General features: G+C 58.9%; 9 protein-coding genes, 3 rRNA genes and 1 pseudogene. All 13 read right to left on the bottom strand.

All coding sequences use genetic code 11. From position 1 onward, the window contains the following. Positions 1–165: 165 nt before the first annotated feature. Positions 166–453: a YchJ family protein gene (locus DX923_RS05235; protein WP_430732292.1), complete on the bottom strand. Its 288-nt coding sequence runs from the start codon at positions 451–453 to the stop codon at positions 166–168. A 137-nt stretch (positions 454–590) separates the two neighbouring features. Then, positions 591–1,259, bottom strand: coding sequence for an NUDIX domain-containing protein (locus DX923_RS05230; RefSeq protein ID WP_116113192.1), 669 nt, complete (start codon positions 1,257–1,259; stop codon positions 591–593). Then, positions 1,256–2,959 (bottom strand): CTP synthase, encoded by a 1,704-nt coding sequence (locus DX923_RS05225; protein WP_116113191.1) that lies wholly within the window; start codon positions 2,957–2,959, stop codon positions 1,256–1,258. The genes DX923_RS05230 and DX923_RS05225 overlap by 4 nt, the downstream gene beginning before the upstream one ends. A gap of 164 nt (positions 2,960–3,123) precedes the next feature. Continuing rightward, positions 3,124–4,872: a DNA repair protein RecN gene (gene recN / locus DX923_RS05220; RefSeq protein ID WP_116113189.1), complete on the bottom strand. Its 1,749-nt coding sequence runs from the start codon at positions 4,870–4,872 to the stop codon at positions 3,124–3,126. Between the two features lie 112 nt (positions 4,873–4,984). Next, the gene (locus tag DX923_RS05215) at positions 4,985–5,893 is read right to left on the bottom strand and encodes an NAD kinase (protein WP_116113188.1); all 909 of its coding nucleotides are present in this window, start codon (positions 5,891–5,893) and stop codon (positions 4,985–4,987) included. Next, positions 5,890–6,711, bottom strand: coding sequence for a TlyA family RNA methyltransferase (locus DX923_RS05210; protein WP_116113186.1), 822 nt, complete (start codon positions 6,709–6,711; stop codon positions 5,890–5,892). The genes DX923_RS05215 and DX923_RS05210 overlap by 4 nt, the downstream gene beginning before the upstream one ends. Positions 6,712–6,934: 223 nt before the next feature. Then, positions 6,935–7,993 (bottom strand): HAD-IIA family hydrolase, encoded by a 1,059-nt coding sequence (locus DX923_RS05200; RefSeq protein ID WP_116113183.1) that lies wholly within the window; start codon positions 7,991–7,993, stop codon positions 6,935–6,937. Between the two features lie 75 nt (positions 7,994–8,068). Continuing rightward, complete coding sequence (locus DX923_RS16630) at positions 8,069–8,974, bottom strand: tetratricopeptide repeat protein (RefSeq protein ID WP_240322764.1); 906 nt, start codon at positions 8,972–8,974, stop codon at positions 8,069–8,071. 700 nt (positions 8,975–9,674) lie between these two features. Beyond that, positions 9,675–9,791, bottom strand: a 5S ribosomal RNA gene (gene rrf / locus DX923_RS05180). A gap of 104 nt (positions 9,792–9,895) precedes the next feature. Further along, positions 9,896–13,003, bottom strand: a 23S ribosomal RNA gene (locus DX923_RS05175). A 328-nt stretch (positions 13,004–13,331) separates the two neighbouring features. Further along, a 16S ribosomal RNA gene (locus DX923_RS05170) occupies positions 13,332–14,851 on the bottom strand. Together the 16S, 23S and 5S rRNA genes form the textbook arrangement of a ribosomal RNA operon. A 482-nt stretch (positions 14,852–15,333) precedes the next feature. Further along, positions 15,334–16,590 carry a tyrosine--tRNA ligase gene (gene tyrS, locus DX923_RS05165; RefSeq protein ID WP_116113179.1) on the bottom strand — a complete coding sequence of 419 codons (1,257 nt, stop codon included), beginning with the start codon at positions 16,588–16,590 and terminating at the stop codon, positions 15,334–15,336. 240 nt (positions 16,591–16,830) lie between these two features. Then, positions 16,831–17,715, bottom strand: a pseudogene (locus tag DX923_RS05155) (ISL3 family transposase); the annotation flags it as partial. Positions 17,716–17,875: the final 160 nt, after the last annotated feature.

Below are 17,875 nucleotides of genomic sequence, written 5' to 3'. Positions count from 1 at the left end.
AGGAGCTTCCTGAGCAGAGACGTCGTGCAGGAGACGGTGCCGTCCCGTTATGGAGGGTCAAGCCCTCGTACGGTGCAGCGACCGTGTCCTATGGTACGCGGCCGCGACGAATGGCTTCGAGGGCATTTTCGGTTCCCTGTCGTCCTGTTCACGGGTACCGGGTCGTCAATCGACGATCTCTCCGTCGACGTAGACCCATCGTCCGGCTCGTCGTTCGAATCGGCTGATCTCTGTCATGGTGCTCTCTTCGCCGTTATGTCCGCGGGACCGGGCCCGATAGGTCACCACCCCGGTCTCGTCGGCGTCCTGCCCTTCGTGAGTCCCCAGGACTTCCAACGAGACCCAACGATGCCCCGGGTCGAGCCGCAGAGCCTCTGGCCGAGTGCGGGGGTGCCAGGTTCGCAGCAGGTACCTCTCATCGCCTAGCGCAAAGGCACTGTATCTGCTGCGCATCACCTGTTCTGCAGTAACTGCTCGTTCCGTGCCCGAGTGCAACGGCTGGCAACATTCCTGGTACGAATTTCCTGTCGGAACTCCGCCGCAGGGGCAGCGTGACTCTGCCGATCCGCGGATGTTCCCGAAAGCCCCGCTCATCCACGGTTCCCGGGAAGCGCGAGGAATGCGGTGTCCGCTGCCTGCAAAGTGGCCCATCCGTGTCGACGGGCCGCCGCGGCAGCGAGGATCCCCAGCTGGGCGACCCCGTTGGTGAGTCTCCCCGCCAGGACAGCTCTCTCCGCTTCGTCGAGCGGCACCCAGGCCGTGGGCATGCCTAGTTCTTCCGCATCGCGGTCATGTCTTTCCTCGAGCGGCACCTCGGTCAGGTCACGGGCCAGGAAGATACGGATCGCTTCTCCGATCCCACCGGGGGACGGGAAAAGATCGGTGAGCAGATGCCAGCTCTTGGCTCGGAGATCAGCCTCTTCGGCCAGCTCACGGGCGGCAGCTTCCCTCGCTGGTTCCCCTGCGATGTCCAGCAGTCCTGCCGGCAGTTCCCATTCGGTAGCCCGCACCGGGTGCCGGTACTGCTTGATCAGCAGAACCTCAGGTTCACTGCGGCATTCGCGCAGCGCGACGATACTCACCGCGCCGGGGTGCTCGACGTACTGTCGGGTGACTTCCCCTGCCTCCCCGAGATCGACCCGGTCTGCTCTGACGTCCCAGACCATGCCCTGGAAGACTTTGTCTGTGTGAAGGACCGGTTTACCTAGAAAATCGTCGGCCAAGTCGTCGGCACCGAGGCGAGGCGCATCGAGACTCATTTCTTGGCGTTTCCTCTCCGGTCTGAGTTCTTCCCCGATGCTGACTCCGGATCGGTGCTCCGAGCAGCTTCCTGCCGGTCGAGCGCAGCACGGACGAGTCCGGCGAAGAGCGGATGCGCCCGGTGCGGACGGGAGAGAAATTCAGGGTGGGCCTGGGTGGAGACATAGTACGGATGCACCGATGAAGGAAGCTCCACGAATTCCACGAGGGAACCGTCCGGGCTGGTCCCGGAGAACACCAACCCGGCGTTCTCCAGTTGCCCCCGATAGGCATTGTTGACCTCGTAACGATGACGGTGCCTTTCGTCCGCTTTGAGCGCCCCGTAGGCACTCGCGGTGACCGACCCTTTGAGCAGTTTGGCCGGATACGATCCGAGCCGCATGGTTCCACCCATGTCACCTCCGGCACCTTCGACGAAGGCTTCTTGCTCGGCCATCGTGGCGATAACTGGTGCCGGGGTCTGCGGATCGAACTCGCTGCTGCTGGCGCCTTCGATTCCGGCGACATTTCGAGCGTATTCGATGACCATGCATTGCAGGCCCAGACAGATCCCCAGAGTGGGGATGCCGTTCTCACGGGACCATCTCAGCGCGCCGAGTTTCCCTTCGATGCCTCGAACACCGAAACCTCCGGGGACCAGGATGGCGTCGACGCCTCCGAGTGCTGCTTGCGCTCGTTCCGGGGTCTGGCATTCATCGGAGGCCACCCAGCGGATCTTGACCTTGGTGTCATGGTGGAAGCCTCCCGACCGGAGCGCTTCGGTGATCGACAGATAGGCATCCGGGAGGTCGATGTACTTTCCGACGAGCGCGATCTCGACATGGCTGCTCGGCCGGTGGACCCGGTTCAGGAGGACGTCCCACTCTTTCCAGTCGACGTCCCGGAAACGAAGACCAAGACGACGGACGACATAGGCGTCGAGGCCTTGGGCATGCAGCACCTTGGGGATGTCGTAGATCGAGGGCGCATCTGTGCAGGCGATGGTGCCTTCCTGATCGACGTCGCAGGCCAGGGCGATCTTCCGCTTCATCCCTTCGGGGATCTCCCTGTCGGCGCGCAGCACGATGGCGTCAGGTTGGAGCCCGAGCTGACGCAGCGCCGCCACGGAGTGCTGGGTGGGTTTTGTCTTGAGTTCACCGCTCGGCGCGAGGTAGGGCACGAGGCTGACGTGCAGGAAGAAGCAGTTCTCTCGGCCGAGGTCGTGACGCACCTGCCGGGCCGCCTCGAGGAAGGGAAGGGATTCGATGTCACCGACGGTCCCCCCGATCTCGGTGATGATGACCTGCGGCGGCTTCTTCGCCGAGGCCTGTTCCCTCATCCGCTCTTTGATCTCATTGGTGATATGCGGGATGACCTGCACTGTGTCACCCAGGTACTCTCCGCGACGTTCCTTGGCGATGACCTGGCTGTAGACCTGCCCGGTGGTGACATTGGCAGCTTGGGAGAGAGGTGCGTCGAGGAAGCGTTCGTAGTGTCCGATATCGAGATCGGTCTCCGCGCCGTCTGCCGTGACGAAGACCTCGCCGTGTTGGAAAGGGTTCATCGTCCCCGGATCGACGTTGAGGTAGGGGTCGAGTTTCTGCATGGTGACCCGTAACCCGCGTTGACGAAGCAGGAATCCGAGGCTTGATGCCGTCAGCCCCTTGCCAAGCGACGAGGCAACGCCTCCGGTCACGAAGATATGTTTCGTTTGCGCCACGGACTTTGATTCTACGTCACCTTCGCCCGAGTGGAGACCTTCTACCTGCTCGGTGGGCTGCCATCTTCCATCTTTCTGCCGTCTTGAACAGGTGGGCAGAGCCTGTTAATCGTCCGTAAATATCCCCGTTGGGTCCGTATCCGCAACGCTCCGAGCGGTTTTCCTCAGGTACGGCTGGTCGCTTGCTCACGGAGCTCTCGAGCATGTTGCACGGCAACCTCGCTTTCCGCGCCGGCCATCATTCGAGCCAGTTCACGGAGTCTGCCGTCATCGTCCAAAACACTGATCCCGCTGGTTGTCACCTGTCCGTCGCTGCTCTTGTGGATCACCAGGTGGGCGTCGGCAAAAGCAGCGACCTGAGGAAGATGGGTCACCACGATGACCTGGGCGTGTTGAGCCAGCTGGGCCAAGCGGGCCCCGACATCCAGGGCCGCTTTGCCACCCACGCCTGCATCGACTTCATCGAAGACGAAAGTGCGTGGTCGTGGCGCTGTACTGTCCTCGATGGAGGCTCCGGTGACGACCTCTAAGGCGAGCATCACTCGGGATAGTTCTCCGCCACTAGCGGCTTTGGCCACGGTCCGGGGAGACGCGCCTGGGTTCGCCGCCAACCTGATCTCGACGACGTCGATGCCATGGGGGTGGCAACGTACTCGGCGTCCGTCCGGTAACGGTAGTCCGCGTTCGGGATCCTCTTGTTGTTCGACAACCACCTCAATCTGAGCCCGCCCCATTGCCAAGTGGGTGAGCTCTTCGGTTACTGCCTGCCCCAGTTTCACCGCGATTTCCTGACGGGTGCGGCTCAGCGTTATCGCTGTTGCCGCTAAGGTTTCCTGTTCCTGCGCTGCTTGGGCACGCAAGGCTTCGACCCTGTCGTGTGATCCTTCGAGTTCGTCCAAGCGAGCTGCTGCCCGTCGCCCCCAGTCGAGCACCTGATCGATGTCGTCTCCATAGTTCCGGGTGAGTCTCGCGAGCGCTGCTCGTCGTTCCTGCACGATGGCGAGGCGAGTGGGGTCGGCATCGATGTCATTGAGATAGGCAGCCAGGTCAGTTCCGAGATCTGCTGTCAAGTAGGTCAGCTCAGCAGTACGTCGTTCCAGCTCCGCGAGTTGTTCGTCGTGATCGGCTTGTCCGGCAAGGGCTGCCCTGGCGGCGGCGAGCAGGCCAGCGGCACCACCGTCGTCCGGCACCTCCTGATCTCCGGTTAGCGCGTCATGGGCGATGCCGGCCGCAGCACGTAGCGCGTCGGTGTGCGAAAGGCGTTGGTCCTCGGCACGGAGTTCCTCGTCTTCGCCTGGGCGAGGATCGAGTTCTTCCAACTCGGCAAGTCCTCTGCGCAGAACCTCGATCTCGACGGCTCGGTCTCGGCTCGATTCAGTCACTTCCCGAATCGCCGCTTGGGTCGTGGCCAGCGCGCTGTAGGCCGCAGCGTAATCCTGCAGGAGCTGGGCGAGAGGAGCAGCACCGTAGTCGTCGAGGACGACCCGGTGTTCTTCAGGTCTGCGGAGGCGCCACTGATCGGATTGCCCGTGCACGGCCACAAGCATCTCTCCGATGTCGCCCAGCACTGAGACCGGAGTCTGCCTGCCTCCGACGTGTGCACGGCTGCGTCCTTCAGCGGACACAGTACGGCTGATGATCAGATCGTCTTCAACGTCTGCCCCGGCGTCGATCGCTCGTTCCCGAGCCGGGTGGCCTTCGGGAATGTCGAGTAGCCCTTCGATCACAGCAGCGCGTTCATCTGCACGGACCATTGCTGCGTCGCCTCGTGCTCCGAGAAGCAGCCCGAGCCCGGAGATCACCATGGTCTTCCCGGCACCGGTTTCACCGGTGAGGACATTGAGTCCATCGCTGAGGTCGAGAACGGCGTCTTCGATGACACCCAGACCTTGGATTCGCATCTGGCGGAGCATGAGGCCAGCGTAGGCATAAGATCGTGTTCCGCTGGATTCCCGGCTGTCTTCCCTGGGGATCGTCGCTCTTCCGAGCCGGCCTTGGGGCTTTCTGTAGCTGGCTACTCTGCGATCACCTGAGGTTCGTGTTGTTCCTGCCGCGCCATCCGTGAACGGATAGCGCGAATTTCTCTACAAGCCGATCGGTGAAGGGCGCGTCGTCAAGGCGGGCAAGTCGTACAGGAAGATCGCTACGACGCACTTCGATACGAGCAGCTTCCGGTAGTTCTACAGGTCTGGCTCCGTCGCACCACATGACTCCCCGACCTTCAGTACCTGCTACCAGGTCGACAGCGACGTGCGAGTCCGGTCCGACGACAAGAGGCCTTGCGAACAGCGCATGTGCCGAGATGGGAACCAAAAGGAGAGCTTCGACATCGGGCCAGACGACGGGGCCTCCTGCAGAAAAGGCATAGGCCGTGCTTCCGGTGGGGGTGGCCACGATGACGCCATCGCACCCCCACGTCGAGAGCGGTCGGCCGTCGATCTCGAGCACGAGCTCCAACATGCGTTCCCGGGCTGCTTTCTCGACGGTGACCTCGTTGAGTGCCCAGCTGGTAGCGATGACGTCTTGACGATGTAGCGCTGTCACGTCAAGAGTCATCCGATCTTCGACGGCGTAATCGCCAGCCACCACTTGTCGGACAACATCGGTGAGCGCATCTCGTTCTGCTTGAGCCAGGAATCCTACATGGCCGAAGTTCACGCCGAGTAAGGGAACTCCTGACCCTCGGGCGATGTCTGCGGCCCGGAGGATCGTCCCGTCTCCTCCGAGAACACAGACCAGTTCCACTCCGTCTGCTGGCACATCAGCATCCGCCTCGATGATCGGGGAGTTCGCTGTTCTTCCAATAACGTCAAGTTCGCTGGAGGCCATCGCCACCTGCATCCCGGCTTGAGCGAAAAGGGAGGCGATCTCACAGGTATGGTGGCGCAGCTCGGAGCGGGTGACATTGGTGATGAGCAGTACTGTGCGCGTCATCGTGTCCTTCCCGGAAGATCAACAGCAGTGTCGGCAGCCGCTTCGTCGTCGGTCAAGGCGAGTTCTTCTCTCGTCGTGATCCACATTAGGTACTCGTGATTTCCGGTACGTCCGGGGAGTCCTGTTGTGCGGATCTCTCTGGGAAAAAGTCCTTGTTCGCGCGCTGAACGGGCCACGGCGCAGATCGCTCTACGGTGTTCGCGGGGGTCACGGACGACGCCGTTCTTGTCGAGGGCGTTTCGTCCGCTCTCAAACTGGGGCTTGACCAGAAGAACAGCTTGTCCTGGGTCGTCGATCAGCTCTGCGACGGCAGGCATGACCAGTGCCAGGGAGACGAAACTCAGGTCGCCGACGATGATGGGAAAAGGGCCATCGATATCGATAGCACAGGTTTCGCGAATATTGCGACCGGATTCTTCCCGCACCCGAGGGTCAGATCGGAGCGTGGGTGACAGCTGCCCATGTCCGACATCGAGCGCGGTGACTTCTCTGGCGCCGTGCGCTAGAAGAACCTGGGTGAACCCGCCCGTCGATGCACCGATATCGAGGCAGCGCTGCCCCCCGACGTCAAAAGGATCTTCACGAGTTCTCCCGAAGAGCTCGAAAGCCTTTTCTAATTTATACGCGCCACGACCGACCGGGAGCGGACCCTCCCTCCGGACGACGATCTGATCTGTTTCGCGTACCGGGGTCGACATTTTGCGGACAGCAGTTTCATTGAGCTGTACCGCACCTGATCGAATCAGCTCCTGAGCGTCTCCACGCGAACGTGCTAGACCTCGAGCGACCAGCGCAGCATCGATACGCGAAGGGGTCATCCTCCTGCTGCCTCCTGCAGCTGGCTACGAAGATCCTGATAGAGACGGGCTCCCAGCTCAATCGCACCATCGAAATCACTGGTTTCAAGCTCTATGAGCTGTTTGAAGGTCCCGCTGATCTCCAGCTGACATGTCTTCTCGGGTGTCCCGCAGCAGGCCTCCGGTGGCAAGCCAGGAACTGGCTTGCCACCGTTGCTATCAGAGTCGACGGGGTGAACCATCGTCAGCCCTGCGCAGCTCGCCGAGCCGCATCTTGCACAGCGTCTGCGGCGCGGCGGATCTCGTCCTGGTCGCGCAAAATCCCTGCGTCCTGGGCCATCCAGGCCGCTGAGACGAAGGTCCGCATAGCCGACTCTGGGTCCCCGGCGAGACTCTCCACTCCCTTGGTTCCAACGATGACCTCCGCATCTGCGCATCTTGCGGTGGCGGTCTTCCCATCGCTGTTTACAGTCGGCTCTGCATACGGAGTCATCAAGGATCGAAGATCGCTAGCGATGTATCGAGGACGTAGCAGCTCAGGCGACATGACAACGTCCGCGACGTTGTTCACCCCTGTCAGGACGAACAAGGAATCGATCCCGGCCTTGTTAGCTCCTTCGATGTCGGTGTCGAGGCGATCTCCTAGTGCGAGCACCTCTGTCAGTTCTCCGTGAAGCACTGAGGCTGAGAGTTCATAAAGTGCAGTTTGGGGCTTTCCGACGACGATGGGGTCGATCTTCACAGCTTGTCTTACTGCGCCAACAAGGGAACCGTTCCCCGGGGCGAGTCCCCGCGCAGTCGGGATAGTGAGATCAGTATTCGACGCGACCCAAAGGGCTCCTTCTGAAATGGCGTATGCAGCTTCGGCCAGATCCGTCCAGCTGACATCTCGACCATAACCCTGGAGCACCGCGGATACTTTTTCTCCGCCTGAGCTATCCGCGCCACTCACTGCCTGAAGGCCAGCTGCGGACAGCGCCTGTGCCACACCTGGTCCTCCAACGGCCAAAACCCTGCTTCCGGCGGGGAGGACTCCTGCCAGGTATGCGGCACCAGCTTGCGCGCTGGTGACAACAGCCCTTTCTTCAAGCACCAGGCCTAGCGCTCTCAGCTGATCAGCGACTTCACGTGGTGGGCGAGAGGCATTGTTTGTGGCGTAAACTACGCCAATACCTCCTCTTTGAGCTTCGGCAAGCGAATCAACGGCATGTGGCACTGCGTTTGATCCTCTATAGACCACGCCATCCAGGTCGCAGATAAGCCCACGATAAAAACTAACCAGGCAATCTGACACATCTGTCATAGAAATTTTCTCCTGCGAACTGGGAGCGGTTTCCCATCTCTCGATAAAGTCGAGTATGTCACTTTCACAGACTGTTTACCTCATATGGCCCGTCTGCTGAACATCCTGCTCTTGCGCAGAATCAGCCCCATTCTTAACCGAGCTGACCCCAGGCAGGTCGTTCTCTTCTTCTCCGAGGTCGACAAAAACGATTCCATCGATCTCATCAAGCCGTTCAGCTGCATCGGTGAGATTATCGGTGTCTGCATCTGCTGCTTCTGCGAACCATGCACGGGCAAGTTCATGATCACCACGGCTCATCAATGCTTCACCATATGCGTAGAACAATCGCGCTGACCAAGGATCTCTCCTGTTCGGATTGAGATCTGGGGTTTCAAGCAGCACTACAGAAGCATCCAGATGCCCCATGTCCCTGCGAATCCCAGAACAGACGATCAAAAGCTCGATGCGTTCCGCTTTCGTCAAGGTACGAGCCTCAGGGGATCCCGCCAGTTCGAGAGCTCTTTCCGGACGTCCCAGCCCGCGTTCGCAGTCAACCATGAGGGGCAGAAGATGCTGTGAACCAGACAGCCTACGTGCAGTCCTAAATTCACTCAGCGCCATCTGGTAGTCGCCTTCTCGGTAGGCAACTAGCCCTCTGGCTTCACGAACAGCCGCCACTCTCCCTGCTCTGCGGACCGCTGTTTCCGCATGTGCACGGGCACCGTTGATGTCCACGTCCAGCAACCGGGACACCATAACCAAATGTTGCCCTACGCCTTTGGCGTTCTCTTTACTCAATGTGCGAAGTTCGTTCTTGATTGCACGGTCAATTTCGAGCCCGGTGACATCTGCATCGATAGCTGGGTCCGGCTTACGTTCTTGTTTTGGCGCCAGCCGGGCCCCACCGCGTTTGACGACTTCAAATTTTTCGTCCTTACGGGGTCCTGCAGTGCGTCCTCCCTCTCCGCTGCGAGACCGGAAGGGACGACGCTCCCCCACTGGGGTCTTCGAACCGTCCCGATCTTGTTCGTCTCGAAAACGCTTCGGACGTTCCCCGAAAGATCCACGGCGATCAGTATCTCTCCGCCCTCGCACAGGGCGCCCTTCCTGGCTCTGTCGTCCTTGGCTTCGTCCCGTCTCGTCAGCTTCTCGCTGCGGCCTACCAGCCGATCTTCTGTCGTGCCGATTTCCTAGCTCAGAACGCCCAAAGCGAGTTTTTCTATCTGCTGCACCGTCAGCAGTTCGTCCTCTCGGCAGCTCGCCGTCTCGTGATTTTTTACCCTGTTGGGACGACTTAGGGGAGTCTTCCTCCGCCCGTTGTACAGCGTGAGTAGTCTGATGGCTGTCTCCGGCAGGGGGCTGCTGCTCTCCGTCGACTCGGTTCCACCGAGACCGCCCTGATCCCAGCATATTTCGGTCCTGAGACACTTCGTTCCCCTCTTCTGATCTGCACACGCGGCCGTTTCACGACCGTCAACAAGGTTATCGAACACCAGCCATCCGCACCTAAGCGCTTCTGATAGCGATGTCGCATCATCACGCTGGCATAGAAGCGTGGGTTCTTGTCTGTGGGGTCCTCTGGTGGCTGTGGGTAGATGCTCTACCCGGGCCTCACCCCAGGCTCCCAGCCACACGGAATACTCCCCAAACACAAAAAGGGTCCTGACCACGTAGTGGTCAGGACCCTTCCTGAATGATTGTCCGGCGGCGTCCTACTCTCCCACACCGTCACCAGTGCAGTACCATCGGCGCTGAGAGGCTTAGCTTCCGGGTTCGGAATGGGACCGGGCGTTTCCCTCTCGCTATGACCGCCGTAACTCTCTCGTACTTACCAACCTCAGAGAATCACAACAATCTCATATGAAATTGTTCATCCCGGTTGATGTTCCGGGAATCACACAGTGGACGCGTAGCATCTTTGTAAACAAGTTATCGGCTTATTAGTACCAGTCAGCTCCACACATTGCTGTGCTTCCACATCTGGCCTATCAACCCAGTAGTCTAGCTGGGAGCCTCTCAAGTCTCTAGGACTCATGGAAACCTCATCTTGAAGCGTGCTTCCCGCTTAGATGCTTTCAGCGGTTATCACTTCCGAACGTAGCTAATCAGCGGTGCTCTTGGCAGAACAACTGACACACCAGAGGTTCGTCCATCCCGGTCCTCTCGTACTAGGGACAGCCCTTCTCAAGTTTCCTGCGCGCACAGAGGATAGGGACCGAACTGTCTCACGACGTTCTAAACCCAGCTCGCGTACCGCTTTAATGGGCGAACAGCCCAACCCTTGGGACCTACTCCAGCCCCAGGATGCGACGAGCCGACATCGAGGTGCCAAACCATGCCGTCGATATGGACTCTTGGGCAAGATCAGCCTGTTATCCCCGGGGTACCTTTTATCCGTTGAGCGACCACGCTTCCACAAGCCATGGCCGGATCACTAGTCCCGACTTTCGTCCCTGCTCGACATGTCTGTCTCACAGTCAAGCTCCCTTGTGCACTTGCACTCAACACCTGATTGCCAACCAGGCTGAGGGAACCTTTGGGCGCCTCCGTTACCTTTTAGGAGGCAACCGCCCCAGTTAAACTACCCACCAGGCACTGTCCCTGAACCAGATCATGGTCCGAAGTTAGACATCCAGTACGACCAGAGTGGTATTTCAACGTTGACTCCACCCATGCTGGCGCACGAGCTTCACAGTCTCCCACCTATCCTACACAAGCCGTACCGAACACCAATACCAAGCTATAGTAAAGGTCCCGGGGTCTTTCCGTCCTTCTGCGCGTAACGAGCATCTTTACTCGTAGTGCAATTTCGCCGAGTTCGCGGTTGAGACAGTGGAGAAGTCGTTACGCCATTCGTGCAGGTCGGAACTTACCCGACAAGGAATTTCGCTACCTTAGGATGGTTATAGTTACCACCGCCGTTTACTGGCGCTTAAGTTCTCAGCTTCGCCCCGAAGAGCTAACCGGTCCCCTTAACGTTCCAGCACCGGGCAGGCGTCAGTCCGTATACATCCACTTACGTGTTCGCACGGACCTGTGTTTTTAGTAAACAGTCGCTTCTCCCTGGTCTCTGCGGCCCTTACCCCTAACTCGTAAAGAGTTTCAAGGTTTGGGCCCCCCTTCTCCCGAAGTTACGGGGGCATTTTGCCGAATTCCTTAACCACGATTCACTCGATCGCCTTAGTATTCTCTACCTAACCACCTGAGTCGGTTTAGGGTACGGGCGGCTCGAACCTCGCTAGAAGTTTTTCTCGGCAGCATAGGATCACCCTGCTTCCACCATACGGTGTCACCATCACATCTCAGGATAATGCCAGACGGATTTGCCTATCTGACTCCCTACATGCTTGAACGTGGACAACCATCGCCACGCGGAGGCTACCTTCCTGCGTCACTCCATCGCTTACCTACTACCAGATAGGATCGCATGCTCCACCATCCATTCACAGCCAAAGACTGAAAACAGCGGCTTCGGATGCTTAGCATCACTGGGTTCGATATGGGCGGTTCTTCGCCGGTACGGGAATATCAACCCGTTGTCCATCGACTACGCCTGTCGGCCTCGCCTTAGGTCCCGACTTACCCAGGGCAGATTAGCTTGACCCTGGAACCCTTGGTTATTCGGCGGACGGGTTTCTCACCCGTCATTCGCTACTCATGCCTGCATTCTCACTCGTGTGGCGTCCACACCTCGATCACTCGGATGCTTCACTCGCCACACGACGCTCCCCTACCCATCAACACCCCTGAACCACGAAGGCTTAGGAAATGTGTCAATGCCACAGCTTCGGTGGTGTGCTTGAGCCCCGCTACATTGTCGGCGCGGAATCACTTGACCAGTGAGCTATTACGCACTCTTTCAAGGGTGGCTGCTTCTAAGCCAACCTCCTGGTTGTCACTGCAACTCCACATCCTTTTCCACTTAGCACACGCTTAGGGACCTTAGCTGGTGATCTGGGCTGTTTCCCTCTCGACTACGGAGCTTATCCCCCGCAGTCTCACTGCCACGCTTTACTTACCGGCATTCGGAGTTTGGCTGACGTCAGTAACCCGGTAAGGCCCATCAGCCATCCAGTAGCTCTACCTCCGGCAAGAAACACGCAACGCTGCACCTAAATGCATTTCGGGGAGAACCAGCTATCACGGAGTTTGATTGGCCTTTCACCCCTACCCACAGCTCATCCCCTCAGTTTTCAACCTAAGTGGGTTCGGTCCTCCACGCCGTCTTACCGGCGCTTCAACCTGGCCATGGGTAGATCACTCCGCTTCGGGTCTAGACCCCGCGACTAAAACGCCCTATTCAGACTCGCTTTCGCTACGGCTTCCCCACACGGGTTAACCTCGCCACGGAGCACTAACTCGCAGGCTCATTCTTCAAAAGGCACGCCGTCACCCCACAAAGAGGCTCCGACGGATTGTAGGCACACGGTTTCAGGATCTATTTCACTCCCCTCCCGGGGTACTTTTCACCTTTCCCTCACGGTACTTGTCCGCTATCGGTCACCAGGGAATATTTAGGCTTAGCGGGTGGTCCCGCCAGATTCGCACAGGATTTCTCGGGCCCCGTGCTACTCGGGAAATGCATCAGGAGTTCTCAAGGTTTAAGCTACCGGGCTGCCACCGTCTATGGCCGGCCATTCAAGACCGTTCGCCTACCATGAAAATTTCTTACTCCTTGCTGACAAGTCAGTGCCAGCTGATACCTCCCACAACCCCGAACGTGCAACGCCTGACCGCTATCACACACGCTCGGTTTAGCCTGATCCGCTTTCGCTCGCCACTACTCACGGAATCGCGGTTGCTTTCTCTTCCTGTGGGTACTGAGATGTTTCACTTCCCCACGTTCCCTCTACACACCCTATATATTCAGGTGCGAGTGACTGGACATGTCTCCAGCCGGGTTTCCCCATTCGGAAATCCTCGGATCACAGTCTGGTTATCGACTTCCCGAGGCTTATCGCAGATTCCTACGTCCTTCATCGGTTCCTGGTGCCAAGGCATCCACCGTGTGCCCTTAAAAACTTGGCCACAAAGATGCTCGCGTCCACTGTGTAATTCTCAAAACACCAACCAACATCCCACAACCGGAGCCACCTCACACCCACAACATTCCTGTCATGAACGGGTATGACCCACATGGGACATCAACAATCAGCACCCAACTACTCGAAGAGCAGCCGAGCCCTGAGAGCCCAACAACGTGCCACGACATTCACTCCAACCAGACACACTTTCCTTGCTCCGAAGAGCCGTACTCGTGATGCTGACCATCAGCAAATGCCATCCATCGATGTTCCACCCTTGAGCAGATCCCCGTTACACATTTGGTAACGAAAGGACCCTATATGCTCCTTAGAAAGGAGGTGATCCAGCCGCACCTTCCGGTACGGCTACCTTGTTACGACTTAGTCCCAATCGCCAGTCCCACCTTCGACGGCTCCCCCCACAAGGGTTAGGCCACCGGCTTCGGGTGTTACCGACTTTCGTGACTTGACGGGCGGTGTGTACAAGGCCCGGGAACGTATTCACCGCAGCGTTGCTGATCTGCGATTACTAGCGACTCCGACTTCATGGGGTCGAGTTGCAGACCCCAATCCGAACTGAGACCGGTTTTTTGGGATTCGCTCCACCTCGCGGTATCGCAGCCCTTTGTACCGGCCATTGTAGCATGCGTGAAGCCCAAGACATAAGGGGCATGATGATTTGACGTCATCCCCACCTTCCTCCGAGTTGACCCCGGCAGTCTCCCATGAGTCCCCACCCGAAGTGCTGGCAACATGGAACGAGGGTTGCGCTCGTTGCGGGACTTAACCCAACATCTCACGACACGAGCTGACGACAACCATGCACCACCTGTACACCGACCTTACGGGGCACACATCTCTGCGTGTTTCCGGTGTATGTCAAGCCTTGGTAAGGTTCTTCGCGTTGCATCGAATTAATCCGCATGCTCCGCCGCTTGTGCGGGCCCCCGTCAATTCCTTTGAGTTTTAGCCTTGCGGCCGTACTCCCCAGGCGGGGCGCTTAATGCGTTAGCTGCGGCACAGAACTCGTGGAATGAGTCCCACACCTAGCGCCCAACGTTTACGGCATGGACTACCAGGGTATCTAATCCTGTTCGCTCCCCATGCTTTCGCTTCTCAGCGTCAGTTATGGCCCAGAGACCTGCCTTCGCCATCGGTGTTCCTCCTGATATCTGCGCATTTCACCGCTACACCAGGAATTCCAGTCTCCCCTACCACACTCTAGCCTGCCCGTACCCACCGCACGTCCGGAGTTAAGCCCCGAATTTTCACGGCAGACGCGACAAACCGCCTACAAGCTCTTTACGCCCAATAATTCCGGACAACGCTCGCACCCTACGTATTACCGCGGCTGCTGGCACGTAGTTAGCCGGTGCTTCTTTTTCAGGTACCGTCACTTTCGCTTCTTCCCTGATGAAAGAGGTTTACAACCCGAAGGCCTTCATCCCTCACGCGGCGTCGCTGCATCAGGCTTTCGCCCATTGTGCAATATTCCCCACTGCTGCCTCCCGCAGGAGTCTGGGCCGTGTCTCAGTCCCAGTGTGGCCGGTCGCCCTCTCAGGCCGGCTACCCGTCGTCGCCTTGGTGAGCCATTACCTCACCAACAAGCTGATAGGCCGCGAGTCCATCCTTCACCACTAAAGCTTTCCACCAACACTCCATGCGGAGATTGGTCATACCCAGTATTAGCCCCGGTTTCCCGGAGTTATCCCAGAGTGAAGGGCAGGTTACTCACGTGTTACTCACCCGTTCGCCACTAATCCAACCAGCAAGCTGGTCTTCATCGTTCGACTTGCATGTGTTAAGCACGCCGCCAGCGTTCGTCCTGAGCCAGGATCAAACTCTCCATTAATGAAAAACCCCAGGCCAACAAAGTTAGCCGGGAAAATCCTGGCAACAAACCAAAAGTCTCAACCATTAAGTCAAGACCGAATTGACTTGAAACCAACAAACAATTGGCATCGATTTCGGCACGCTGTTGAGTTCTCAAGAATCGGTTGCTTACCTGCGAGCTAGAGGATCTTAGCAGAACCTAGCAAGAGGCGGCGCTCCGTCGTGAAGTCTTCCTTCTCGGCGGCAGGCTCTCAACTCTATCAGAGTGTGCCTTGATGTTCAAGTTCACTCTTCGAGATTCAAGGAATCGAAACCCTGTAGATTCAGGACATCTTCTCCTATCGAGAACCTGTCAGCCCGAGGCTTACCCGAGGCTTTTCCGCCTCGCTTCTTCCCTTCCGGGCTGACAGGAAATACATTAGCCAGAGAATCCCAAGAGGTACAAATCTGCTGTTCAGAAGCTTGCAGCGTCGCAGCGGGGGTACCTCCAAGCGTGGGAGCTCATGCCCGGCGAACCACAGCCATGGCCTTGCGTCCCCGCTTGAGAAGACAGATTTCCCCTCCCAGGAAGTCCTCCTCAACAAGCAACGTTCCTGGATCACTCACCTTGAGGTTGTTAACCGAGACGCCCCCTTCGGAGAGCACCCGTCGTGCTGCGTTCCTGGAGTCGACCAGCCCTGAGGAAACCAGCGCGTCCACCAGCGAATCGCCGACAGTTGCCACACCGTCGGGAAGCTCGTCTGTGGCGTCCCGCAGCGTGGTCATGGCCAGCCCTCGAAGGTCGCCCTTACCGAAAAGCGCCGCTGAAGCTGATTGGACAGACTCAGATGCAGCTACTCCGTGGACCAGCTCTGTCACATCTGCAGCCAACTGCTTCTGTGCTGTCCTACGGAAGGGCTCTTCCCTCACCTGACGCTCGAACTCAGCGATCTCATCCTGGGTTCGATCGGTGAAGACCTTAAGCAGCATGATCACTGAGGCGTCTTCGACGTTGAGCCAATACTGGTAAAACGCATACGGACTCGTCATCTCTGGGTCAAGCCAAACTGCATTTCCTGCAGATTTACCAAACTTCTCACCTGAGCTGTCAGTGAGAAGCGGAGTCGTCAGCACGTGCACTGAGGCGCCTTCCGACCGGCCGATAAGGTCGACCCCTGCGGTGAGGTTGCCCCACTGATCCTGGCCACCGGTTTGTAGCGTGCAGCCAAATTCACGGTACAAGTGCAGGTAGTCCAGCGCTTGCAAGATCTGATAACTGAACTCGGTGTAGCTGATCCCCTGCTCAGAGCTCAACCGGGCGGACACAGCATCCTTCTTGATCATCTGATTGACCCTGAAGTGTTTCCCGTAGTCACGAAGAAAATCAATGGCGGAAATCGGAGCGGTCCAGTCCAGGTTGTTCACAAAGGTTGGGGGGTTGCTGTCATCAATCGACAGAATCTTACGTACCTGAGCAGCAATACGATCGACGTCCGCCGCGGTCTGTTCCTTGGTCTTCAACGTCCGCTCGCTCGTAGGCCGAGGGTCCCCGATCAAACCAGTCGACCCTCCCACCAGTCCGATGACCCGATGGCCTGCCCGTTGAAGATGCCGCAGCAGTATCAACTGCACGAGATTGCCAAAATGCAAGGAAGGTGCAGTGGGATCGAAGCCGCAATAGACCGTGAGCGGGTTCTCGAGCGCCTCACGCAACGAAGCCTCGTCGGTGGTCTGTGCCACCAGGCCACGCCACATCAACTCGTCGAGCACATTGCTCACAATTTCACTACCTCTCGATCGCCAGGCCACCCGGACGGTGGACTCTCCTTGGCCATAATCCCTTACCCCTGTCGCTGCGGAGAAACCGCCGGGCGATAGGCCGACACTGTTCGGTCCCCGTTGATCCAGAAGCGCCAAGGGAACCGCTCAGGATCTCCTCCAGAACCTGCCACTCCGACCCTGGGCCCCGAAGCTACCTGCGCATCATCGATCAGATCACCACGAGTCACCTTTACGGACTCATCCGAATTGAGGGTGTAGTCGGGGTCTGAACCCGCCGGCTTCGAGGAGGCTGCGGGCGATGTAGTGGGTGAGGTTGCGGAAGCCGAGGGCGGACCCGCGCAGGTGTTCGAGGCGGCCGTTGATGGCCTCGGTGGGGCCGTTGCTGGTGCCGGGGCGGTCGAAGAAGGCCAGGACGTCGTCGGCGTGTTTCTTCAGTGTCCGCCCGAGCGTGATGAGCTCGGTGAGCGCGCGGGGAACGCCGCCCTCGAGGGCGTCGATGACGGCTCGTATCTGTTTCTTCCCGTTGGCGCGGTCGGGGTCGCGGTAGGCGGCGATCATCCGCTGGTAGATGCCCCAGGTCGCTTCGACCTCGACATGCTCGGGCCTGTCGAACAGGGCGACCAGGCGGGTCTGCTGTTTCTCGGTGAGCAGGTCAGCGCCCGTGTGCAGGGTCTGTCGGGCCTGGTAGAGCGGGTCGCCCTTGAATCCGCGATGGCCGTGCAGGTCCAGCTGGACTCGGCGGCGGCACCGGTCCAGTGCGTCCCTGGCCAGGCGGACGACGTGGAAGGGGTCCATCACCGCGACCACCTGCGGGATCTCTTCGGCGGCGGCCTTGAACCCGGTGAACCCGTCCATCGCGACGACCTCGAGTCCGTCGCGCCACGTCTGGTCGCGGCCGGTCAGCCAGGTCTTGAAGACCGCTTTGGAGCGGCCCTCGATCATGTCCAGCAACCGGGCCGGGCCGGTGCCCTCGCGCACCGGGGTCAGGTCGATGACGACGGTGACGTACTTGTCCCCGCGGCGGGTGTGGCGCCACACGTGCTCATCGACGCCGATCACCCGCACCCCGTCGAACCGCGCGGGGTCGCTGATCAGGACCCGGCGGCCCTCGTCCAGGACCGCTTTGTCGGGCAGAAGGCGTTGGCCGGTGATGATCAGGCCGAGGTCGCTCACGCCGGTGAACATGGCCAGATCAGGGCAGGTGAAGGTAGCGTCGCGCACGTCGAGGTCTTCTTGGATGGCTGGTGTAGGAACCTTCATCCTCGGAAGGCCTCGACGCCTA

Source organism: Austwickia chelonae (assembly GCF_003391095.1).
Classification (GTDB): Bacteria; Actinomycetota; Actinomycetes; order Actinomycetales; family Dermatophilaceae; genus Austwickia; species Austwickia chelonae_A.
The sequence above is the reverse complement of the archived record's forward strand: the minus strand, read 5'-3'. Positions and strand labels throughout refer to the sequence as shown.